This window comes from Bacillus sp. SD075, from assembly GCF_017355165.1.
GTDB lineage: Bacteria > Bacillota > Bacilli > Bacillales > DSM-1321 > Peribacillus.
This window is the reverse complement of record NZ_JADILK010000016.1, coordinates 66596-88758: the sequence shown is the minus strand read 5'-3', so window position 1 is coordinate 88758 and position 22163 is coordinate 66596. Positions and strand designations below refer to the sequence as shown.

Here is a 22163-nt window from a genome sequence, read left to right as displayed (position 1 = left end):
GAGCTGACATCATTTTTGATGTCAGCTTCAGACTGTATCCAAATTCGAAGAAAAGTCTGAGTGTCTACAGTTTTTTTCTTAAAAAACATTTCAATTGATTTCAGGAATCCTCCCTTTTCGCCGACTGTCTGCCTAGCCAGTTATTCGGCAAGTAACGTGAATCTCTTCAATGTAATTGGGGTTTCATCTGTATAATCAAGTAAAAAAACATGAAGGATATTCGAGTCTTCTTTTTGAATCATTTTTTTTTCATATAATGAAGCATAGCAAGTTGACCTAATTTTTCTACTTTGGTCAATGTGTATTTTAGAGTAATATCATCTCCGATATAAAGGGAGACACCTTTCCCTAAAATAATTGGTGCAATGGCTAGTTGGAATTCATCAATTTAATTTTCTTTAAAAAATTCACGAGCTAAGTTTCCTCCACCAATTGACCATATAGCTTTACCAGGCTTTTGTTTTATATCTTTAATGAAAGTTTTGACATCTCCATCAATAAATGAAGCATATTCATCTGATCCACTTACAGATTTAGAAAATACATAATTTTTATAATCACTATAAGTGATAATCCATATCAAATCCACGAATGACATCATAAGTTCGTTTTCCCATAACAACAGAGTCAATTCTTTCCAAGAGTGAATTGTAGCCAGAATCTCCTTCTACTTCTGTTAACTCTAACCACTCAAATGTACCATCATCATTTGCAATATAGCCACCAATTGAAGTACCTATGTATAAAATAACGTTACGCTGTTTTTTCATCAAACAACTGATCCCCCTCGGAACCCAAACTTGATATTTCTTCATATAAACCATCTTTTAATTCCATTGATACTTCCTCCAGGTAAGATACCAATCGTAACCAGATTAATTCTTCACTAAATTTAATTCTCCTTCTTTCACTAACGAGCGTTATCAGTTCATGATAAAGCCTCACTTTTATTCGCTAATCCAAAAGAAGAACACGGCATGCAGTTGGACGACTTTTAAAGGACTTTAAATTGGACATGCAAGCGAAGCTGACTTTTGCTGCCAGGAAATTAAAGGAAACATACTAACTGGACTTTGAGAGTTTATAAATGGTGAAAATGTCCTGGTTAAGAGACATTTAAAAACCGTGAAAGTGGATCGGGACGAGAGCATTCCAACCCCTTTAGTTAACAAAAAGCTGACATCATTTTTGATGACAGCTTTTTAAATAGTGCTCAACCATATTCCTTGAGCTTTTTCCTTTTCTTCAAATGAAGTACGATCGTGGTGCCGAAAATCAGCAAAATAAAGGCAAAAAAGATTGCAGGCGGGATTTCGATTCGAGCAACGGCCATTAACATTTTTATTGCAATGAATCCGATAAGGACATATGCGGCAGTTTCCAATTCAGGAACCTTATCTATCAATTTTAGAAATAACCCTGCCACTCCCCGCATCATCAAGACACCAATCATTCCGCCTGTCAAAAGGACCCAAACTTTTTCACTCACCCCGAATGCGGCCAAGACACTATCGACGGAAAATGCTATATCCATCAATTCCACTGCTGCAACCGTTCCCCAAAATGTACCAAACATACGCATAAGTAAGCTGTTTTTATTCATTCCCTGGATATCTTCATCAGCTTGTTTTTTTCTTTTATCCCTAAAGTATTTAAATGAGAGCCAACCAAGATAGGCAGCCCCAATCACTTTCACCCACCAAAGCTTAATGAGGAAAACACCGATTCCAATCGCTACAAACCTAAAAGCATAAGCACCTAATAAACCGTAAAATAGTGCTTTTTTCCGTTGCTTTTGCGGAAGGTGCCTGACCATTACAGCTAATACCAAAGCGTTATCCGCCGATAGCAATCCTTCCATTAATACGAGCGTTCCAATTAATCCCCAGCTCACCGGATCGGATAAAACCTCCAACCACATATGCCAGTCAAAAAATTGAGCATACGTTTGTATGATGTTATTTAAAAACTCTGACATGATAAAGACTCCTCTGCTACTATAACTGCAAAATTAGAAAACCTTTTAAAATAACATTGTTCCCCGTTATGATAAAAAGTCTACTTTCCATTCAAACACAAAATAAATACGTTGCATGACAACGTATCATTCGATGCTTATTAGAAATTCAATTTCATTTCATCATACTCTTACACTTAAATAAAATCAATGAAACCAACCACTATGAAATCCTTTGTTTACTCGTCCACTCTGGCGGCGTATTTTTATCCCAATATATTTTCCCTATATTGTAATGGGTGGCAAAAGAATCATGATAGGTATGATAGTGAAAATCGAACCAATACCCTTCCAGTGGAGGATTTTCCTGCCTGACATGGAATCTGATGATATCCTTGCCGCTGTTGTATTCATAAATATGAAATATTTTCTCTGCCCTGCCCGCACTCGGCTGTTCAGTGATCGTTAATTGCTGTAATTTTTCATCTGGAAATTGGGCAGCCATTTCTGTAATGGCTTCTTCCATTTTTGGTAATATGGCAATTTTGAATTCATCGCCAATTTTAGGGTGGATCTTATCGCCAAATTTCAAAAATGCGTTTTCCTCCGCCTTATCCAAAATGCCCGATAAAAATTCTTCACGGTTGAATTCCTCTTCCAGTACAGTTGTATTCTGCGATGGAAGATAAGCCAATCCCTCTTCTTCCATTAGCCCTTTTTTAGTATCCTTTAACGAATCGGCTTCCGCAAGCCACGCCAGATCTGAAGGAGTGACAAGACCAAACGTCAAAACCGATACTAAAATGACAAGACTTTTCCTGAACCAAACCGCTGCTTTCAACTCACACTCCCCCTCCTTTTTTGTATTGTCTTTATATTTAGTATACTTTTATTTTTTGCTAATTACGAATATATAGTTACCCATGTTTTAAAAATCAAAAAAAAGGATAAATACCTATATAAGCCTTATAAATCCGAACTTTTTCATTAAATATCAACAATTTTACATTATTATGAAGGGTTTTGACGATTTTTGGAGAACTTAATTAGATTCAAGTCTTTTTAAGGAGGGTCTTATATGGCTTCGACTGCCATGGTGGCTTTATGTCTTGTAACATTAGCATTTTTCGTATATTTATCATTTGCTGATTAAGAATAAATAAATACCTACGAAAAATCACCTTGTCATTTTTCCAAAATGACAAGGTTTTCTTTTCACTCAAACATAAGCCTTACGCTAATAAAAGGACTGAATAATGGAGGAATCATTTTGGAAAACAACAATGAAAACAATAAAGATAAAGATTACAAAAGGGAAACAGCGAAAGGAAACGCCGGAATGGTCGTTACAGCTCATCCCGTAGCCACTTCCATCGGGGAAAAAATATTACGTGAAGGTGGAAATGCTGTCGATGCGGCGGTCGCCATCCAATTTGCCCTAAATATTGTGGAACCCATGATGACTGGCATCGGCGGAAGCGGGTTCCTTATGGTATATAACGCTAAAGATAAGGAAACGAAAATATACGATGGCCATGTAAGGGCACCTAAAGCCGCACATCGAGACATGTTTCTTGATGAAAAAGGGGAAGTCATACCATTTAAAGAAAGATCAATCAAAGCTACAGCTGTTGGCATTCCCGGAATACTGAAAGCTATGGACGAAGCACTCGCCGAAAGTGGTAGCAAGCCATTAGCGGATCTCATCGAGCCATCCATTGAATTTGCAGAAAAAGGAGTTCCCGTCAATTGGGTTCTTTGCGATGCTCTTAAAAATTTTGAATATCGATTGGGCGATGAAGCGCGTAAGTTCTTCATTCCAAACGGAAAACCCTATCAGGATGGAGATTTACTGATAAAAGAGAAACTGGCGAATACCTATCGGATATTACAACGAGAAGGAATTTCCGCTTTTTATGATGGTGAAATCGGAGAGGGTATCATTTCCTGTATACAGGAACTTGGAGGATTCATGGAGCTTTCTGATTTAAAGGACTATCAAGCTACAATCGATGCACCAATTTATGGGACCTATAAGGATTATCTAATTGCCTCATCAAATGCCCCAAGTGCTGGTGGATTCACGGTCATTCAAATCCTGAAAATATTGGAGAGCTTCCATATAGAGCAATATGACGTCCATTCTTGGGAAAAATATTATTTAATAGCAGAAGCGATGCGTCTGGCATTTACAGATAAAAAGGCGTTTCTCGCTGATCCCGAATTTGCCGAATTGCCATTGGCGGGTCTCATGCATGATGAATATATAGCTAAACGCCGCTCATTCATTAATTTCAAAACAAGAAATAATGCCATTGACTTCGGAAACCCTTGGATTTATGATTCCGTGAAGCAAAGGGAAGTCATTCCGCAACCTAATGAAGAAGATATCAGTGAAACGACACACTTCACTGTCCGTGACAGATGGGGTAATATCGCAGGATGCACTTCTACAGTGGAACATCCATTCGGATCAGGCATCATGGTTTCCGACTATGGTTTCATGCTGAATAACGAACTGACTGATTTCGATTCCATTCCAGGCGGCATGAATGAAGTGCAGCCCAATAAACGCCCCGTCAGCTGTAAAAGCCCGACCATCATCTTTAAGGACGGTGAGCCGATCTTGACGTTAGGCTCACCTGGAGGACCAACCATCATCAGTTCAGTCGTACAAACGATCATCAATGTCCTCGATTTAAAAATGGATTTGAAAGCAGCCATCGAAGAACCTAGGATTTTCACTCCAATGGGCCCTCATATTGAATGGGAGCCTGGAATGGATATGACTAGCAAAGGCCACTTGGAAGCAATGGGCTTCGCCTTTAATGAAGTTCCCCACTCTATAGGGAATGTCCAAGCGATTCAAATCAACCCTGATGGCTCGAACTATGGTGCCGCCGATTCTAGCAGGGAAGGATGTGCCATTGGTCTGGACGAAACAGATTATAAATCGTGATCACTGGATGGAAATGAAGCCAAAATGGAATTTGGATGTTTTCCTCTTTATTACCTCAAATCCAAATTCCTCAAAGCGGGAGGTGCGAAAATGGTCTTTCAACACGACTCTCTTGCGCGCAACCCGCTTAGCTTCTTTCATTATTTCCACAGATAAATCCTTACCCTCCGCAAAATGAGTCAGTCCCCTGATTCCATTCGATTCCTGAATCGTTTCTTCAAACATGGGATCGAAATATACGACATCAAAATGATTATCCGGAAATGTTTTCAAAATTTCGTAATGATCACCTTGCATGACCTCAATTCTCCTCATCGCAGAAATCATCGTTTCTTCTGCATCCTCCCATGTCTTCATCCCATGTTTCACGAGCATGGCCAAATATCGATTTCCTTCCAATGCGACAACCTTTCCTAGCTCACCCACTGCGAAACTTGCGACAATCGCATCAGAGCCCAAGCCTAAGGTACAATCAAGCACAGCGTCCCCTTTATTTATATCTCCGGCAATGAGAAATGGATCACTTTCACCGCGAACTATTCTTTTTAAACGGATCATCGCTAGGTTCGGGTGAAAAAAGAATGGTTCTTTTTCCTGGTATCGATATAACTCCATCCTCTTTTTGCCAAAAACAAGGCAATCATCTTCATTCTGTTCCAATTGGATATCTCTCACCGATCGTTTTCTTCGGGCTATAAAGGGGATATGTAATTCTTCAGCTAACCTTTTGGCTAATATCATCGTTTCTTTATTGGCTCTTCCCACTGTTGTGACAAACATGAATCCTACCCCTTTATACTCTCTTAAATTTGAAAAGAATGCCCTGTTTCCAGGACATTCTGCTACATCACTTATTTATTTGACTGAACGCTGCCAATAAATTTTCCATAATAGCTTCCATTGGCTGTCCTTCTATATCATGGCGTGGAATGAAATGTACGACCTCTTTGCCCTTTAATAGAGCCATGGATGGTGAAGAAGGCTCTATTCCATCGAAGTATTCCCGCATTTTAGCTGTTGCTTCCTTATCTTGGCCGGCAAATACAGTTACCAAATGATCGGGCTTTTTGTCTGCTTGTAGTACGGCTTGAGTAGCAGCTGGACGGGCTAACCCGGCAGCACAGCCGCAAACTGAATTCACGACCACAAGTGTCGTACCGTCTACCGATTCCATAAAGTTTTCAACGGCTTCAGCGGATTCCAACTCATCAAAACCTGCTTGCACCAGTTCCGCGCGCATTGGTTTCACCATTTGTTTCATATATTCATCATATGCCATCGACATAAAAAAACCTCCTTGGTTACAATTCTTCAATTAGTATAATCATACTATATTCTTGATAACATATGCAAAAATGACGCTTAAAGCTTTGTGAAATTTCATTGTTTCTTCACAAAGAAACATGGTGGCAGAATGAAAGAGAATTCTGTCACCATGTTTTAATCTTCCTTTTAACTTAAACTTTCATTACTCCGCCTGAGCTGGCATTCGTCACAAGCTTGGAATAACGTGCTAGATAGCCTGTCCGGACTTTTGACTCGAAGCCTTTCCAATTAGCTTTGCGTTTTTCGAATTCTTCATCGGAAATTTCCAATTGGATTTTACGATTATTCAAATCCAATTCGATGATATCTCCATCTTCAACAAAGGCGATCGGGCCTCCCTCAGCTGCTTCGGGGGATATATGGCCAATGCTGATGCCTCGTGATGCGCCTGAAAAGCGGCCATCCGTGATCAAACCGACTTTCGCTCCAAGTCCCCTCCCGACGATTTGGGAAGTGGGTGCCAACATTTCCGGCATACCCGGCCCGCCTTTAGGTCCTTCATAACGAATGACCACTACATTTCCTTCTTTAACTTTTCCAGTAATGATCCCTGAAAGTGCATCTTCCTGGGAATCGAAACATATGGCAGGACCCCTGTGGTAGCCACCAACTGATTCGTCAACCGCCCCTACTTTTACGATGGAGCCTTGAGGAGCAAGGTTACCAAACAATACCGCAAGCCCACCACGCTCAGAATGCGGATTATCTAACGGATGGATTACATCCTTGTCCAAGATTTCACAACCGGCAACATTTTCGCGGAGCGTTTGACCTGAGACAGAAAGGCAATCTCCATTAAAGGCACCTGGTTTTTTGAGTAACTCATTAATGACGGCACTTACACCACCGGCATTATGTACATCTTCAATATGATAATCGGATGCCGGTGCGATTTTCGCTAGATGCGGTACTCGGTTCGCTATTTCATTTATGTGTTCCATTGGATATTCAAAACCTGCTTCATGTGCCAATGCAAGTGTATGCAGGACGGTGTTGGTCGAACCGCCCATCGCCATGTCCAATGCAAATGCGTTATCAATCGCATCGATCGTCACGATATCACGAGGCTTGATATCCTGTTTGATTATCTCCATCAGCTGTTTAGCGGATTTCTTAACGAATTCCTTACGTTCTTCGGCTACTGCCAAAATCGTTCCATTTCCCGGAAGCGCAAGCCCCAATCCTTCTGCCAGGCAGTTCATGGAGTTTGCAGTGAACATTCCTGAACAAGAACCGCAAGTAGGGCATGCAACTTGTTCGATTTCCTGCAAATCTTCTTCATTTATATTGCCTGCTTGATAAGCTCCCACCCCTTCAAAAACGGATGTCAATGAAAGAGATTTACCGTTTTTGTCTTTTCCCGCTTTCATGGGTCCGCCACTTACGAATATCGTAGGAATATTGACACGAAGAGCTGCCATCATCATTCCCGGCGTTATCTTGTCACAGTTTGGAATGCAAACCATACCGTCAAACCAATGTGCTGATACAACAGTTTCCACGGAATCTGCGATGATTTCTCGGCTTGGCAAGGAATAGCGCATACCAATATGCCCCATCGCAATTCCATCGTCTACCCCAATTGTATTAAATTCGAAAGGAACACCGCCGGCTTCGCGAATCGCTTCCTTCACTATTTTTCCGAATTCCTGAAGGTGGACATGACCTGGAACAATATCGATGTAAGAATTACAAACCGCGATGAACGGTTTACCGAAATCTTCTTCTTTAACCCCTGCTGCACGCAACAGACTTCTATGTGGAGCTCGATCGACCCCTTTAGTAATCATGTCACTTCTCATATTTGATGTAGACATTTGTTGTACCCCCAATTTCCACTAAATGTTTAATGATTCAATATAATATAATTTTTAGTATACTCTAAAAATTCTAACATATTTATATACAAATGCAACCATTCAACACTAAATATCTACAAAAATCATTTTACTAAAATAATAGAGAATTTATTTCTTAAATCTTCTCTATATCAAAAGATTAGCAATTTGGATATTTGGGATTTCGATCTGAGGGGAACTAATGTCAAACGACTTGAAGATCCTCATCAAAAATAAAAAGGCATTCGGATTTTAATCATCCGCATGCCTTTTGCCTGTACCCTTTTAGATCCTATTAAGTTATCCCCTTTAAATCTCACTTGTCATTCGCTTGTCTTGATTCTGTCATCTGCTTCCAAACCGAACCCTTTGCTTCTTCCCCATTTTCTATACGGTCAATGGCCATCTTGATCTGCAGGGCCACTTCGAATTCAGGGTCCTGTTCCGCTTGCTTAAGATAAGGGAGGGTCGTTTCATTTCCCGCTTCGTATAAAAACATCGCCGCTCTCCATCTAACCAATTTATTTTTATCCGAAAGTGATTGAGACATTTCTCCCATCGCTTCTTCAAAGCCAAGATCGGATAAACAATCACCAGCCGTACGTCTTACCGCTGCACTTTTATCTTTCAATGCTTTGTACAGGCTCGGAAGCACTTTTCTATCCTCGATCATACCCAAGTATACTACCGCGAGCCTTCGAATGGAGACCTTGCTGTCGGAGAGTGCCATGTCCAATACTGGAATATCATCAACCGTTGGATCTTCCATTTGTTCTAAAGCCTGATAACGCTTTTCCCAGCTTTCGTCATTAAGCATTTCTGCAGTCAGTTTAATTTTTGGTCGTTTCAAAAATGCCTCCTTCGTTTCCACGATTTCTTTTGCAGCGGCTACTAACCGATCAATTCGTTCTTCCGGATAAGCTGCAATCAACTCATCCGATACTTCCTTCACGATATCTTCCATTTCACCATATCTTACGCCATAATCCTTCCATTTTCGAAGCAGGACTACATTATCATCTTCCTTTTGGGCAGCGGCAATGCCCTTTATGAAATAATCCGGTAAGGCAAAACGTTTTTCTTGTTGGCTATCACTTGCTTTAATTTGCATTGGAATGCCCTTGAATTGTTGAATGGCAACAGTTACTTCACCGTAATGTTCATTTAATGCCGTTTGTTGATTTTGTTCTTCGGTTTTTTCCCCGAAAACCTGACGGATTTGGACCAAGATTTCTTTCCAATCATATTTCGCATTCCGCTCAACGGCTAAGAAGTCCGCAACATGATATACCCCTTTCACTCCCTCGATCGTAAATAAATCTTTGATCAGCTGGGGTGCTTGGTCAGCTTGATCTTTCTTATAATTATTGCTTTTACCAGCTAATAGCTCTTCAGTTAAATTGATTTTCATTGTATTCGGACTTGGTGTAGGTTCTATCGACTTAATTTTCAATGCATTTCTCTCCTTTTACAAGACGTTTCCATGTACTAGATATTATCACATCGGCAACAGATTCTCATGCAATTGAGATTGGGGGTGAAAAAAGACCGACCCAAGTTTGCTCACTTAGACCGGTCACCACGCTCATCCCTCTTCCAATTTTTCCGCTAAATACGTCCATCTCTCCATCAAATGGTCTAATTTATCCGTTAGTTCCTTTTCTTCTTCTAGCAGCAGGCGGACTTTTTCAAAATCGCTTCCCGCTGCTGCCATTTCTGATGTTATGTCTTTCAGGCGCAGCTCGGCCCGTTCCATGTTCCCTTCTATCTCTTCCCATTCCTTGCTTTCCGCATAAGTTAGTTTTTTCTTTTTCTTTTCGGTCCGGTACAGCTGAGGTTCCGGTGCTTTTACCGGCACGGCCTCCTCCGTCTTTTCTTCCAGGAACTCTGAATAATTGCCGTAATAGAAATCAATTTCACCTTTATTCTTGAAAACAAGAAGCTGATGGCACGTTTTATCCAAGAAATACCTATCATGTGATACGGTAATGACTACACCTGAAAACGTTTCTAAATAATCCTCCAGAACGGTCAAGGTTTGCGTGTCCAAATCATTCGTCGGTTCATCCAAAAGCAGGACATTCGGTGCCGACATCAAGATGTTAAGGAGATATAAACGCCTTTTCTCCCCTCCGGACAGCTTACGAATTGGCGTCCCATGCGATCCCATTGGAAACAAGAATCTTTCAAGCATCTGCGCAGCCGATATGAAACTACCATCTTTAAGGGCGATTGAATCTGCCGTTTCACGAATATACTCTATCATGCGCAAATTCTCATCCATATCGACGCTTTCTTGTGTATAGTAGCCTATTTTCACAGTTTGCCCTTTTTCCAAAATTCCTTCCTCTATAGATTCCCGTCCGGCAAGGATATTTAACAAGGTTGACTTTCCACTGCCATTATTACCGACGATCCCAATCCGATCACCTGGTTTGAAGAGGAAAGAAAAATGATTGATGATGGTCCGATCACCGAAGGATTTAGAGACATCCCTCAACTCGAGTACCTTTTTCCCAAGACGGGCACCGCTTAATTCCATTTCCAGGTTGTCGGTTTTCTGCTTATCCTTTACACCTGATTCCAATGTTTCAAAGCGTTGGATCCTGGCCTTTTGTTTCGTTGTACGGGCCTTGGCCCCTTTACGGATCCAGGCCAGTTCTTTTTTGAATAGACTTTCCTTTTTCGTTCTTTCAGCCGATTCATTATCTTCACGAATGGCCTTTGATTCTAAATAATCCGCATAGTTTCCTTTGTATTCGAAAAGCTGCGTTTGGGCGATTTCCCAAATCTTATTGGACACACGATCAAGGAAATATCGATCATGGGTTACAAATAAAACGGACTTTTGATATTTCCCCAAATACTCTTCAAGCCAAGTGATGCTTTCGAAGTCGAGATGGTTCGTAGGCTCATCCAAAATCAGTAAATCAGGGGTCTCAATCAAGGTTTTTGCCAGAGCCGCACGTTTTTTTTGGCCACCTGACAGTTCCCCCAATTTCCTTGAATGATCTGGAAGACCAAGCTTGGTCAGTATCGTTCTGGCATTGGCACTAGTATCCCAGGCGCCAAGCGTATCCATATCCTGTTGCTGTTTTAACAAACGATCCTGTATTGCGCTATCCTGCGGGTCCATCTGGAGTTGAACGAGCGTCTTTTCATACTCTTTAATCAATGAAAATACAGGAGTTGAACTTTCATACATGTACTCCATGATCGTCAATTTCTCATCAAAATGCGGATCTTGTGATAGATAGGAAATCGTATAATCATTTGGATGATCCTTCGTTCCTAAATCACTGTCTTCCAAGCCTGCGATGATATTCAATAATGTAGATTTACCGGTGCCGTTTATACCAACGATCCCGATTTTTTCTCCTTCGGTAATGGAAAAAGAGACATCTTTAAAAAGCAGCTTTTCCCCTTGGGTTTTCATTACATGTTCCATGCTAAAAACTTTCATAATCGTACATCCCATTCCTTATTAAATTCCTCTAAAAATCCAACCATGTATTCATGCCTGTCACTTGCAATCTTCTTGGCTGTACAAGTATTGAGCATATCTTGCAAGCTCAATAATTTTTCATGAAAGTGATGAATGGAAGAGCTTTTGCCATTCCTGTATTCCTTCTTGGTCATGTTTTCCCTTATGGGCAATGAAGGGTCATACATAAGTTGTCCCTTTTTTCCGCCGAACGCAAATGTCCTGGCTATGCCAATGGCACCAATTGCATCCAAGCGGTCCGCATCCTGAACAATTTCAGCCTCGATCGAAGGAAGCTTCACCTGCCCTGCACTATATGAAATTGTATTGATGATCTGTTTGATGGCATCCACACTATCCATATCCAACTTTATTTCATTAAACCAAACGTCAAGCTTTTTCCAGCCTCCATCGACATCTTGATTTAGTTTATCATCCGGGATATCATGTAGCAGAGCAGCCAATTCAATGATGAACTCATTTCCTTTTCGTTCTTCTTTTGCAATATGTAAAGCCAGCTTACGAACACGATCGATATGGAACCAATCATGGCCGCTGGCATCAGAAATCAATTGGTCATATACATACTTCTCCGTTAATTCAATCATCTTTTGTTTCATTTCACCACTCCATGTCCCTTCTATTTTACCATGGTTCTCAATTATGGTGTGCTTTAATCTTCATTGAACCAACTGAGCCCAATCGTCTGTTCACCGGTATGCACCCCGATGGCACTGCCCAGTGGGGATACATGGGTCACCACATGAGGAAATTCTTCGGAAATCATCTTTTCCCATTCTTGTGCCTGCTCCAATACTGCACCATATAATATGGTACATTCTTTTACTTTTCCCGCTTCGACTGATCTGCGAAAATCAGTGAAGATCTGTTTTTCCGCTTTTTTAAGGTTCCGAGGTTTAGATTTAGTATGAAGCAGACCGTTTTCGATTGAAATGATGGGTTTAAAGCTCAATAGGCTTCCCAGAATATATTGTGCGTTTGTTAACCTGCCGCTGCGATGCAGCTGATCTAAAGAACCTATTAATACATAGGTTTCATGGTTATCCGCATACCTCCTCGTTTTGACGAATGCCTCATTGATGGAATCACCATTATCAAGGAAATGCATGAGCTTTTTCAAGATTAATAGCATTGGAAAGGAAATAAGTAAAGTATCAAAAACGTCAACGGGAATCGAAACCATTTGTGCAGCTTGCCTGCTCGCGGAAACGGTCCCGCTCAATTCACTTGAAAGGTGTACAGCTATGATTCGATCATAACGTTTTTCAAGTTCCTTATATAACTCTTGGAATCTGCCGACCGAGGGCTGGGACGTAGTGGCGGTGATTTTTTCCTTACTCATCCGCCGGTATAATTCTTCAGGTAATAGGTCGACGCCATCTTCATATTCCTTCCCATCGATGATGACGACCATCGGAACGACGTATACATGTTCATTCAATGATAACTCTTCGTCTAAAGTTCCCGTACTATCTGTTACCCATGCAATTCGTTCCATGATTTCCCCCCTCATTTGTGTCTTCTATTATATTCAACATCCCAACCATCTGTCCCCATTAATTACTTACCTGAAAAAAGAGTCCAACGGAAACTTCCATTGGACTCGATATCATTCTTCATAAAAGTTTTTTTAAATCCTCTTCCATATCCAAAGGTTTTGTTTTAGGAGCATACCGACTGACGATATTTCCATCACGATCAATCAAAAACTTTGTAAAATTCCATTTTATCGATTTGGATCCCATCACGCCGGGAGCATTTTCAGTCAAATAGCTGAATAAGGGATGGGCTTCCTTGCCATTGACATTCACTTTTGCAAACATGGGGAATGTTACACCATGATTCAATTTGCAGTATGAATCGATTTCCAGGTCATCACCAGGTTCCTGATTCAAAAACTGATTACAAGGAAAACCAAGCACGACAACCCCATCCTCTTTATATTGCACATACAGGCTTTGCAAATCATCATACTGTGGCGAAAAACCGCATTTGCTTGCGGTATTCACTATAATCATCACTCTCCCTCTATATTCCTCAAGCGAGATGGTTTCGCCATTAATTTTATTGACTTCAAATTCGTAAATGGACATGTATGATCTCTCCCTTTAGTATGATGATTCATTTTACCGTATTTAAAGGTAGGTTTACCAACTTTTATCCTTTTTCTATCATTCCGGAATCTTCACTGCTTGTATGGATTGAATCAAATACTCTACCATGTCTTCCAAATCATCCATTTGCTCTTCTTTTACAAGCCTTCCAAATGAAACTTTATATATAGAAGAAGTAACGGGTAGCATTTTTTTACTGACCGTATCGCTGGTTGTCACTGTAATGTTTCTCTGATTTCCCCAAATTTTTTCCAAGTCGTTCAACAATTGTTCCGCATTCATTTCATCAAGCTTTTTGGGAAAAGAAATGAAAATATTGACCGTGCAGCCTGAATGCCTATCATCATTATCGGCATCGAGTAACTCCGAACTTAGGTTCTTGAGTGAAGCGTGTAACTCAATGGCACCGCTAATCGAAATAGTCTCGATTGGTTTTTTCAATTTCATCTCAATCTTATATGATCTGGACATGGTTGAGAGATTCACTATATCATCACGGTTTATGACCAATATATCTCCAATGAAGTCACGATCGTAAACCGCTCCTTCCAATACCACTTTCATGTTCTCAAATGCTGTAGGATCAAACAATCTCAAAACACCTCTCTAATGTCATAGTTTATGTAATCATGATCTTCCCATTTTACCATTCGCAGGCCTTTTCCTTGGAGATTTACAAGAAATGATTAAAATAGCTTTTCTATTCAATAATTTTCTATATAATTAAAATATTATGATTTTTGAAGAAGGAGGCTAATCATGCCAATCAGAATTCCGGAACAACTGCCAGCAAGGGAAATTTTAGAACAGGAAAATATCTTCGTAATGGATGAGGAAAGAGCTACCAATCAGGAAATCCGTCCATTGAATATATTAATTTTAAACCTAATGCCAGAGAAAGAAAAAACGGAGGCCCAGTTACTGCGATTTCTTGGCAATACTCCCATTCAAGTAAATATATCATTCCTGCGCTTAAGCACACATGAATCAAAAAACACAAGTAAATTTCATTTAGATCAATTTTACAAATCATTTAATGATATTCGCACGAAGAAATATGACGGCTTGATCATTACAGGCGCTCCGGTAGAAAAGCTGGACTTTTCAGACGTTAATTATTGGGAAGAACTGCAGAATATCATGAACTGGTCAAGCGAAAATGTCACATCCACCCTACATATCTGTTGGGGGGCACAAGCTGCCCTGTACCATCATTATGGAATAGGCAAATACGAACTTCCAGAGAAATGCTTCGGCGTATACACCCATAAGGTCCTTGAACCGAATGAAAATCTAGTCCGCGGATTCGATGATTATTTTATGGCACCTCATTCACGCCATACGGATATTGACTATCAAAAATTAGTTAACCATCCTGAATTGAAGGTTCTCGCACAGTCCGATCAAGCTGGTGTATTGATAGCTGCTTCGGTTGATGGAAAAAGAATTATGGTTACCGGCCATTTCGAGTATGATGCCGATACCCTTGGCGAAGAATATAAGCGCGATAGGGAGCGTGGGATCAATACGCAACTCCCTGTAAATTACTTTCCTGATAACGATCCGACCAAGGTACCCCTTCACCGCTGGAAGAGCCATTGCAGCCTGATGTTCTCGAATTGGCTGAACTATTATGTCTACCAATCCACCCCTTATGAGTGGGATTGAAAGGGCAAGAAAAAAGAAGCATTCACGTTTAAGTGAATCGTTTTTTGGGGCAGCCACTTCCGATTATCATGGGAAACAACCTGAGTTTCTGACTCAGGTTGTTTGTTTCATGATTCCTTATTACCGAAGTATACCTCTTCAAAAGGTTGGACGACCACAAATCCTTGACCTTCGAATTTCATTTGAACGGATTCACTGCTTCCCCTTCCAAAGAACGACTTCAATGAAACATCCGTTACGAATTCAGGCTGCAATTCCCCTGACCAAGCCACTGTGGCATTCGGGTCCGTATAGACCGGATTCCCAGGTTCCACCATTAAAGTAAGCGGCTCATAATGGGAAGTGAAAGCGACCATGCCTCTCCCCTCGAGCCTTACGTTGAACAATCCCCCCGCCAATAACCCGGCAATGCGCCGCATCATTTTTATATCCCATTGAATCCCCGGCTCAAATGCAAGTAAATCATTTCCGTTAACACAGATCGATTCACCATCTAACTGTAAAATAGAAATCTTCTTCCCTTGATCCGCGATGTACAGCTTGCCGCTTCCAGTCGCTTTCATCAAGGATGCACCCTCACCAGTCAAAGCTTTTTTAAAGAGTTTACCAAGACCATGCTCCAAGATGCCTTCCCGCTCGAATTTAATATTGCCGCGATAAGAAACCATTGTCCCCATTTTTGCCCATATCTGCTTTTCCAAATTAATCTCCAGAATTCGTTCCGTTTCAAGCTCAAATAAGCCTTGCCCTTTATCCTGCTGTTTCGTCATTTCAACGAATTGATCGATTTGATACTTTTCCATCACTGCCCCACCTCTTTTTGAAGAAGGAAAAGCCACATGAACGATACAGCTTGCCTTAATTCCTTTGAAAAGTGCCCCAGTTTTGTATAGTCCACTCCTCTCTTTGCAACGCCGATATCAGCCACTGCTTTCCATCCCGTTTCTAAAGCCATTTTTTCAAATTCCCAAGGCTGCATTGTATTCATGATGACTTTATCTCCTAATAACCGTTGAAAACTGAATTTTTTTCGTGGTTCAGCTGTTGGACCAAGTATCCCAAAACAGACATAGCCGCCAGGCTTTATTACCCGTTGAATTTCCTTCAACACAGGTAATGGTTCACCCGTATATTCCAAAGAATTAATGACCATCGCCGCATCCATTTCTTCATCTTTGAATGGAAGATTATAAAAATCTCCTTGCAGAAAAGAAAGTTCTGGTTGCTGAACGGTTTTTCCCTTTGCAAATTCAATCATCACATTGGATAAATCTACTCCGGTTACTTTAAATCCCGCTTCGGCCAATTTCAAGGAACCAATCCCATCTCCACAGCCTATGTCAGCCACCTTCACTCCCGAAGGTACATATTCAGAAAAGAAAGGAATAATGTTCTTCCGGCTTCCCGTTTCCCACATTTCTTGCGAATTCTTCGCCCACATAGGTGCAAAAACATCCCACTCTTTTTCCGATTCTTTATGCCATGTATGTAAATTCATCAGAAATTCACCCTCCCATTTCACCCTAATTAACTAAGTGCCTAAAAAATATTTTCACGAAATCAAATTACCGTGGCCTCTTTATAGCTATTCTGCTCATAATTAAAAAATCCTCTTTTAAAACCTCGCTGCCTTGTACACCTTATTTGTAAAATAAACAAGCCCGGTTCAAGAAAACGGATGATTTTCAAATACATAAAAAAAACTGCCAGCGGCAGCTTATTTTGAATTTTCTTCATTTCTTTTTTGTATCTTTCGTAAATCCTCGACACGGTCAGGAGATTCTTCAAAGAATTCAACCAGGTCACCAATCCTATCGATGGCATTCCAACTAAGGTGGTGTTCAATCCCCTCTACATCATGATAAATATTTTCTTCCTTGACCCCAATCAACCTTAGCATCTGTTCTAAAAGTTCATGACGGTATACGAGCCTTTTACCAACTTTTTTCCCATTTGCAGTTAAAACGAGACCCCGGTACTTTTCATATATCAAATATTTTTCCTGATCAAGCTTTTGAACCATTTTCGTAACAGAAGATGGGTGGACGGAAAGGTTTTCGGCAATATCGGAAACTCTTGCATATCCTTTTTCTTCAATTAGTAAATAAATTTGTTCTATGTAATCCTCCATGCTCGGTGTAGGCATTCGGAATCCTCCCATTCAAACGCATATCTAAAAATTTTACTATATAAACGACCCCGAAACAAGAAGATATAAGTCTCAGGGCGTCTTTAATGAAGTTTCTTCTCAAGTTTGTTTGACGTTTTGTTCTGTTGGGAATGTAAAACTGATCTTCTTTTCAGAATCGGACCATGATAAAACGGCATCAAAGGTCTTTTCCCCTTTTGTAAAACCGCTTATCAAATCCGTTTCACCGCTCGCCAACAGCTTTTTTATATTTGCTTGACTGATTTTCTTATTAAGGATTTTTTTGGAGATAGTGAAGTTACACTTTGTTTTTTGATAACTTACACATCCATAGAATTCCCCTTTATCAACAATCTTAGAACCGCATAGTTTACAGCTGCCCATAGATGCCGAGCTTCTCTTTTTAGGACCGCTCCGTTGAATCGACTCGGTGTCCAGCCCCTGAAAATCCCAGCTTTCCGATGATTCCACGGCATCACTGATAATTTTTGCTGACATCTTCTTGACAGCTTCCATAAAGCCGCCAGCTGAAGCCTTTCCTTCCCCAATTTCCCTTAAACGCTGTTCCCATTTGGCTGTCATCTCGGGTGAAGCCAGAATTTTCTCCCCGATGGCAGTAATCAGCACTTTCCCTTTATCCGTCGCATACACCTGGTTTTTTTTCACATTGATATATTTACGGTCTTTGAGCATGGTAATGATGCCAGCCCGAGTTGCTTCGGTTCCAAGACCCTCGGTTTTCATCAGCACCTTTTCTAACTCTTCATTATCCAGATGCTTTCCGGCAGTTTTCATCAAAGTGATCAGCTGACCTTCCGTATATCGCTTAGGAGGCTGGGTTTTTCCTTCTTTCGCCTTTATATTGGCGGCCTTTCCAGAATCCCCTTTTGAAACGGACGGCAAAATGATATCATCATCTTTGTCATTTTGGAAAATCACTTTGCGCCATCCCTCTTGAATCTGCTGCTTGCCTTTAGAAATGAATTCGGCACGCTTATCGACAAGCGTTTTAATGGTTGTGTAATCGAAAATGGCTTTCTCATAATGGGACGCAATCAACCGGCGTACCACCAAGTCATATATATTCCGTTCTTCAGTGGAAAGCCGCTTTGGGTCGGTTACCTGCTCCGTCGGGATAATGGCATAGTGATCAGTCACTTTCTTTTCATTAACAAACCGTTTATTATTCATGATGTTCGGTTCCGGCACAGGAAACAAGGATTCATATTCTGTAAATACACTTAGTTTTTGCAAAATATCGGGAAATGTTTCGGCTTCCCCCTCCGTTACATGATTGGAATCTGATCGTGGATAAGAAACAATTCCTTTTTGATATAAACTTTGTACAATATCCAGCGTCTGTTTCGGTGAGTATTTATAAATCTTGTTTACTGTCGCTTGCAAAGACGATAGATTAAATAACAAAGGCGGCTGAAACTCTTTCCTTTCTGTATCCATTTCAGCTATTTCAGCTTCCTTACCTTTGCAAAAGGCGGCAATTTTTTCAGCCATTTCTTTTGTCTTGATTCTCGGATCATTGTTCTGCTGCCATTTCCCCTGATATTTCTTTCCATCCATCTTGAAGTCAGCGAACACTTCCCAGAACGGTTCAGACTCGAATTGCTCAATTTCCATTTCCCGCTTTACAATCAATGCAAGAGTCGGTGTCTGAACCCTTCCTGCTGAAAAGACATCTGAAACGCCCCTTTGTTTCAATAAAATACTATACGCTCTCGACGCGTTCATTCCCACAACCCAGTCCGCACAAGCCCTCGTATACGCTTCATAATAGAGCGGCCTGGTTTTTTCTTCGCTCTTCAGATTTTGGAATCCTTCATAAATCGCTTTTGGGGTCAAAGAGGAAATCCATAAACGTTTCATCGGTTTATTGACATTGCATAGATTAACGATATTCCGTACAATCAATTCTCCTTCACGCCCGGCATCACCTGCATGAATGATTTCATCGACTTCCGGTTTCCTAAGCAAAGACTTCACGATATTGAATTGCTTTACCTTCTGTCGGGTCACTTCATATTGAAATTTCTCAGGAATCATCGGCAACGTTTCCATCGACCATTTTTTCCATTTCGAATGATAGGTTTCCGGCGAAACGAGTTGACATAAATGCCCGACGGCCCAAGTTACATAAGCTCCATCGGGGAAAAGTTCATTCGGCATGATTTCTATATAGCCTTGCTGTTTCTTCGTTTTAAATTGTGCAGCTAGCGTTGAACCTTGATCTGGTTTCTCCGCAATGATTAGCTTCATGATCATCTTCACCTAATCCGTTACAAAATATCTTCCCCTATCATTATACCTTAATTATCACAATCGGCTAGATAGGACTTCTTTTTTACAGAACTGTTCTGAGAAAGCATGAAAGGATTGCTTGTCCAGTTACTTAAATAAAAAAAGCTCTGTAAAGTTTCCACTTAACAGAGCTTACCGACCTATTAAAGTATTTTCACCAAGTCTTTTCTAGCACTCAAGCAAATACTCTCACCTAGATGATCCATTTGCTCCTCATCAGATAGGTTGACAACAATCTCCTGAGATCCAGATACACACTCCACCACCCTTTTTGAACCTACAAAATGGACTTTTTTTAATTTAGCCTCAAACGTAATTCTATTAGGCTGAAAGCGGCTTTGGGTAATGTTTAAATGTTCAGGTCTTATTACAAGCTTTTTATCTGAATTCCTAACTTGCGAAAACTCATTTAATAGATTTTCTCTAACCTGGCTTTCTAATAAATCCACATCTATTACATTGGTTTCCCCAATAAAGTCGGCAACAAAAAGAGTCTTTGGATTGTTATAGATTTGCTGAGGTGTGTCAATTTGTTCGATTCTACCTTGGTTTAAAACAGCAATTCGATCGGACATGATTAGTGCTTCTTCTTGATCATGAGTGACATATATGAACGTGATTTCGAATTGTTCATGAAGTTTTTTTAATTCAAACTGCATTTTTTTCCTTAGCTTTAAATCCAGTGCTCCTAGTGGTTCATCTAAAAGGAGCACTCTTGGCTTGTTGACCAGTGCTCTTGCAAGCGCAACCCTTTGCTGCTGCCCACCTGAAAGTTGCCTTGGATATTTATCCTTGTGTTGCTGCAAGCCCATAATTTCGATCATTTTGGTTGTATCCCTTGCAATTTGCGCCTTTGATATTTTTTTTTGCTTTAATCCAAAAGCAATATTATTGTAAATGCTCAAATGAGGAAACAAAGCATAGTTTTGAAAAACCGTATTAACCGGACGTTGGTTGGGTGGCAAATTCCCCGCTTCTTTTCCATCGATCTTTATACTTCCTTTATTCGGAAGTTCAAAACCACCAATCATTCTAAGGGTAGTGGTTTTCCCACATCCGCTCGGGCCAAGAAGCGAGAGGAACTCACCCTCCTTTATATTAAGGGAAATGTTGTCTACGGCAGTTGCTTGACTATATTTTTTCGTGATGCTGTTTAACTCAATAATGCTGACTTTTTCTTTGGTTACATATGCTATATTGTTTTCTACAATCGGAACCATTGACATGATTGGAACCTCCTTAATTTCCGATTTCTCTGTTCCATAGCTCGCTCCACTCATCCCGATGCTGGTTTATAAGATTATAATCAGGCATGTTCAAATCCTGTAAGCTGCCGTTTTTGCCATATGGCATTCTTTCAAGGGTTTTTTCATCTAATTCAACATCCTTATGAATTGGTGCCAAATATAAATCACTCGCAATGCCTTCCTGTGCAATCTTAGTAGTAGCATAGTTTAAGAAGGAATAAACCTGCTCAGATTTTTTCGATCCTTTCACAACATGCCAAAAGCTACCTGCACCTAAAACGCCTTCTTTCGGTACAACGAATTCAATCGGTTGACCTTGGTCTTGCATTACATATGTAGGGCCTCCGTAGTGGGCTCCAACTGATGCTTCCCCGCTTTGATATAGATTTGTAGCCGTTCCAGACCCATCGAAGTATGCCACTACTTCTAATTCTTTCATTTTTCCAAGTCCTTTTTCTACTTTTCCTTTTGCTTCTCTTTCAAGCTCAGAAACTTGTACCAATAAAGGAAGTCCTCCGGTAGTAGCTGGTGTAGGGACCGTTATTTTACCTCTGTACTCTTCCTTCCAAAGGTCTTTCCACGACTTTGGTGGGTTTTTGATTACATCCTTATTATAAACAATCCCTAGCCCCCAATACCCTAGAGCTACTCCAAATACTTCTTCACCATTCCCTTGATATGCTTCTGGCAGAAGGGCGACGTTTTCTTTGAGTTTACTTTTTTCAATATTTTCAACCATTCCTTTTTCGTGGGCTAGTTCAGATATTCCTGAATCCATTAAGGCTAAATCAAGGGTAGGTGCCTCTTTTTCCTGTAATAGACGGGAAAAAGTTGCCGTTGAATTGCCTTCAATGATTTTCACCTTGATACCAGTCTCTTTTTCAAAAGGTTGAATGATATGTTTCTTGATGGTTTCGCCCCAATCACCGCCGAAAATGGCAATGGATATTTCTTGTTCTTGTACATCTGAATTGGCTCCCGTCGCCCCACTTTTGGGTTGAACAGGCTTTCCGCAACCGGTGGCTACCACTAAAATTATTGCCAACAAAATAGTGTACACACTTAGCTTCTTCATGGAACATCCCCT

Annotated in this window: 21 protein-coding genes; 2 read left to right on the top strand and 19 right to left on the bottom strand. The window is 40.6% G+C overall.

The genetic code is table 11. The features are described 5' to 3' along the window. Nucleotides 1-388: 388 nt before the first annotated feature. The 4 genes from IOC57_RS13400 to IOC57_RS13385 form a co-directional block, all read right to left on the bottom strand. On the bottom strand, nt 389-589 hold the full coding sequence (locus tag IOC57_RS13400; protein ID WP_207439195.1) for a dihydrofolate reductase family protein: 201 nt from the start codon (nt 587-589) through the stop codon (nt 389-391). Further along, nucleotides 561-773 carry a dihydrofolate reductase family protein gene (locus tag IOC57_RS13395; protein WP_207439194.1) on the bottom strand — a complete coding sequence of 71 codons (213 nt, stop codon included), beginning with the start codon at nt 771-773 and terminating at the stop codon, nt 561-563. Before IOC57_RS13395 ends, IOC57_RS13400 begins: the two co-directional genes overlap by 29 nt. 440 nt (nt 774-1213) lie before the next feature. Further along, complete coding sequence (locus IOC57_RS13390; RefSeq protein WP_207439193.1) at nt 1214-1978, bottom strand: TerC family protein; 765 nt, start codon at nt 1976-1978, stop codon at nt 1214-1216. Between the two features lie 202 nt (nt 1979-2180). Further along, nucleotides 2181-2798: a YpjP family protein gene (locus tag IOC57_RS13385; protein WP_207439192.1), complete on the bottom strand. Its 618-nt coding sequence runs from the start codon at nt 2796-2798 to the stop codon at nt 2181-2183. A 429-nt stretch (nt 2799-3227) separates the two neighbouring features. On the opposite strand from IOC57_RS13385, the gene ggt reads away from it, so the two are divergent. Continuing rightward, a complete protein-coding gene (ggt, locus tag IOC57_RS13380; protein ID WP_286184833.1) occupies nt 3228-4916 on the top strand; it encodes a gamma-glutamyltransferase in 1689 nt (562 codons plus the stop codon). Here ggt and IOC57_RS13375 read toward each other — a convergent pair whose 3' ends face one another. The 9 genes from IOC57_RS13375 to IOC57_RS13335 form a co-directional block, all read right to left on the bottom strand. Next, nucleotides 4917-5696, bottom strand: coding sequence for a class I SAM-dependent methyltransferase (locus IOC57_RS13375; RefSeq protein WP_207439190.1), 780 nt, complete (start codon nt 5694-5696; stop codon nt 4917-4919). It abuts the gene before it with no gap. 67 nt (nt 5697-5763) lie between these two features. Then, the gene (locus IOC57_RS13370) at nt 5764-6201 is read right to left on the bottom strand and encodes a BrxA/BrxB family bacilliredoxin (RefSeq protein ID WP_207439189.1); all 438 of its coding nucleotides are present in this window, start codon (nt 6199-6201) and stop codon (nt 5764-5766) included. Between the two features lie 172 nt (nt 6202-6373). Continuing rightward, nucleotides 6374-8059, bottom strand: a complete 1686-nt coding sequence (gene ilvD, locus IOC57_RS13365) for a dihydroxy-acid dehydratase (protein ID WP_396020814.1) — start codon at nt 8057-8059, stop codon at nt 6374-6376. A 337-nt stretch (nt 8060-8396) separates the two neighbouring features. Then, nucleotides 8397-9533 carry a conserved virulence factor C family protein gene (locus tag IOC57_RS13360; protein WP_207439188.1) on the bottom strand — a complete coding sequence of 379 codons (1137 nt, stop codon included), beginning with the start codon at nt 9531-9533 and terminating at the stop codon, nt 8397-8399. A gap of 132 nt (nt 9534-9665) precedes the next feature. Continuing rightward, the gene (locus IOC57_RS13355; protein WP_207439187.1) at nt 9666-11543 is read right to left on the bottom strand and encodes an ABC-F family ATP-binding cassette domain-containing protein; all 1878 of its coding nucleotides are present in this window, start codon (nt 11541-11543) and stop codon (nt 9666-9668) included. Then, entirely contained in the window at nt 11540-12184 is a 645-nt protein-coding gene (locus tag IOC57_RS13350) for an HD domain-containing protein (RefSeq protein WP_207439186.1), read from the bottom strand. The genes IOC57_RS13355 and IOC57_RS13350 overlap by 4 nt, the downstream gene beginning before the upstream one ends. 53 nt (nt 12185-12237) lie before the next feature. After that, nucleotides 12238-13083, bottom strand: a complete 846-nt coding sequence (locus IOC57_RS13345; RefSeq protein ID WP_207439185.1) for a DegV family protein — start codon at nt 13081-13083, stop codon at nt 12238-12240. Nucleotides 13084-13201: 118 nt separating this feature from the next. Further along, nucleotides 13202-13678 carry a glutathione peroxidase gene (locus IOC57_RS13340; protein WP_207439184.1) on the bottom strand — a complete coding sequence of 159 codons (477 nt, stop codon included), beginning with the start codon at nt 13676-13678 and terminating at the stop codon, nt 13202-13204. A 78-nt stretch (nt 13679-13756) separates the two neighbouring features. Further along, on the bottom strand, nt 13757-14290 hold the full coding sequence (locus IOC57_RS13335; RefSeq protein ID WP_207439183.1) for a hypothetical protein: 534 nt from the start codon (nt 14288-14290) through the stop codon (nt 13757-13759). A 168-nt stretch (nt 14291-14458) separates the two neighbouring features. Between IOC57_RS13335 and metA the strand changes: the two genes are divergently transcribed. After that, nucleotides 14459-15367, top strand: coding sequence for a homoserine O-acetyltransferase MetA (metA, locus tag IOC57_RS13330; protein ID WP_207439182.1), 909 nt, complete (start codon nt 14459-14461; stop codon nt 15365-15367). A gap of 107 nt (nt 15368-15474) precedes the next feature. Here metA and IOC57_RS13325 read toward each other — a convergent pair whose 3' ends face one another. From IOC57_RS13325 to IOC57_RS13300, 6 genes are all read right to left on the bottom strand, one after another. Continuing rightward, nucleotides 15475-16170 (bottom strand): AIM24 family protein, encoded by a 696-nt coding sequence (locus IOC57_RS13325; RefSeq protein ID WP_207439181.1) that lies wholly within the window; start codon nt 16168-16170, stop codon nt 15475-15477. After that, a complete protein-coding gene (locus IOC57_RS13320; protein WP_207439180.1) occupies nt 16170-16865 on the bottom strand; it encodes a class I SAM-dependent methyltransferase in 696 nt (231 codons plus the stop codon). The genes IOC57_RS13325 and IOC57_RS13320 overlap by 1 nt, the downstream gene beginning before the upstream one ends. Before the next feature lie 219 nt (nt 16866-17084). Next, nucleotides 17085-17513, bottom strand: coding sequence for a transcriptional regulator MntR (gene mntR / locus IOC57_RS13315; protein WP_063234342.1), 429 nt, complete (start codon nt 17511-17513; stop codon nt 17085-17087). A 102-nt stretch (nt 17514-17615) separates the two neighbouring features. Then, nucleotides 17616-19787 (bottom strand): DNA topoisomerase III, encoded by a 2172-nt coding sequence (locus tag IOC57_RS13310; RefSeq protein WP_207439179.1) that lies wholly within the window; start codon nt 19785-19787, stop codon nt 17616-17618. 185 nt (nt 19788-19972) lie between these two features. Continuing rightward, the gene (locus IOC57_RS13305) at nt 19973-21055 is read right to left on the bottom strand and encodes an ABC transporter ATP-binding protein (RefSeq protein WP_286184829.1); all 1083 of its coding nucleotides are present in this window, start codon (nt 21053-21055) and stop codon (nt 19973-19975) included. Between the two features lie 13 nt (nt 21056-21068). After that, nucleotides 21069-22151, bottom strand: a complete 1083-nt coding sequence (locus tag IOC57_RS13300; RefSeq protein WP_207439178.1) for an ABC transporter substrate-binding protein — start codon at nt 22149-22151, stop codon at nt 21069-21071. Nucleotides 22152-22163: the final 12 nt, after the last annotated feature.

Excerpts from the sequence above, each read along its gene's own strand:
- IOC57_RS13320 (WP_207439180.1), bottom strand. The coding sequence starts at position 16,865 with ATGAATTTACATACATGGCATAAAGAATCGGAAAAAGAGTGGGATGTT.
- ilvD (WP_396020814.1), bottom strand. The coding sequence starts at position 8,059 with ATGTCTACATCAAATATGAGAAGTGACATGATTACTAAAGGGGTCGAT.
- IOC57_RS13325 (WP_207439181.1), bottom strand. The coding sequence starts at position 16,170 with ATGGAAAAGTATCAAATCGATCAATTCGTTGAAATGACGAAACAGCAG.
- IOC57_RS13345 (WP_207439185.1), bottom strand. The coding sequence starts at position 13,083 with ATGGAACGAATTGCATGGGTAACAGATAGTACGGGAACTTTAGACGAA.
- IOC57_RS13350 (WP_207439186.1), bottom strand. The coding sequence starts at position 12,184 with ATGAAACAAAAGATGATTGAATTAACGGAGAAGTATGTATATGACCAA.
- IOC57_RS13370 (WP_207439189.1), bottom strand. The coding sequence starts at position 6,201 with ATGTCGATGGCATATGATGAATATATGAAACAAATGGTGAAACCAATG.
- metA (WP_207439182.1), top strand. The coding sequence starts at position 14,459 with ATGCCAATCAGAATTCCGGAACAACTGCCAGCAAGGGAAATTTTAGAA.
- IOC57_RS13300 (WP_207439178.1), bottom strand. The coding sequence starts at position 22,151 with ATGAAGAAGCTAAGTGTGTACACTATTTTGTTGGCAATAATTTTAGTG.
- mntR (WP_063234342.1), bottom strand. The coding sequence starts at position 17,513 with ATGCCTACACCGAGCATGGAGGATTACATAGAACAAATTTATTTACTA.
- IOC57_RS13355 (WP_207439187.1), bottom strand. The coding sequence starts at position 11,543 with ATGAAAGTTTTTAGCATGGAACATGTAATGAAAACCCAAGGGGAAAAG.
- IOC57_RS13390 (WP_207439193.1), bottom strand. The coding sequence starts at position 1,978 with ATGTCAGAGTTTTTAAATAACATCATACAAACGTATGCTCAATTTTTT.
- IOC57_RS13310 (WP_207439179.1), bottom strand. The coding sequence starts at position 19,787 with ATGAAGCTAATCATTGCGGAGAAACCAGATCAAGGTTCAACGCTAGCT.
- IOC57_RS13340 (WP_207439184.1), bottom strand. The coding sequence starts at position 13,678 with ATGTCCATTTACGAATTTGAAGTCAATAAAATTAATGGCGAAACCATC.
- IOC57_RS13305 (WP_286184829.1), bottom strand. The coding sequence starts at position 21,055 with ATGTCAATGGTTCCGATTGTAGAAAACAATATAGCATATGTAACCAAA.
- IOC57_RS13375 (WP_207439190.1), bottom strand. The coding sequence starts at position 5,696 with ATGTTTGTCACAACAGTGGGAAGAGCCAATAAAGAAACGATGATATTA.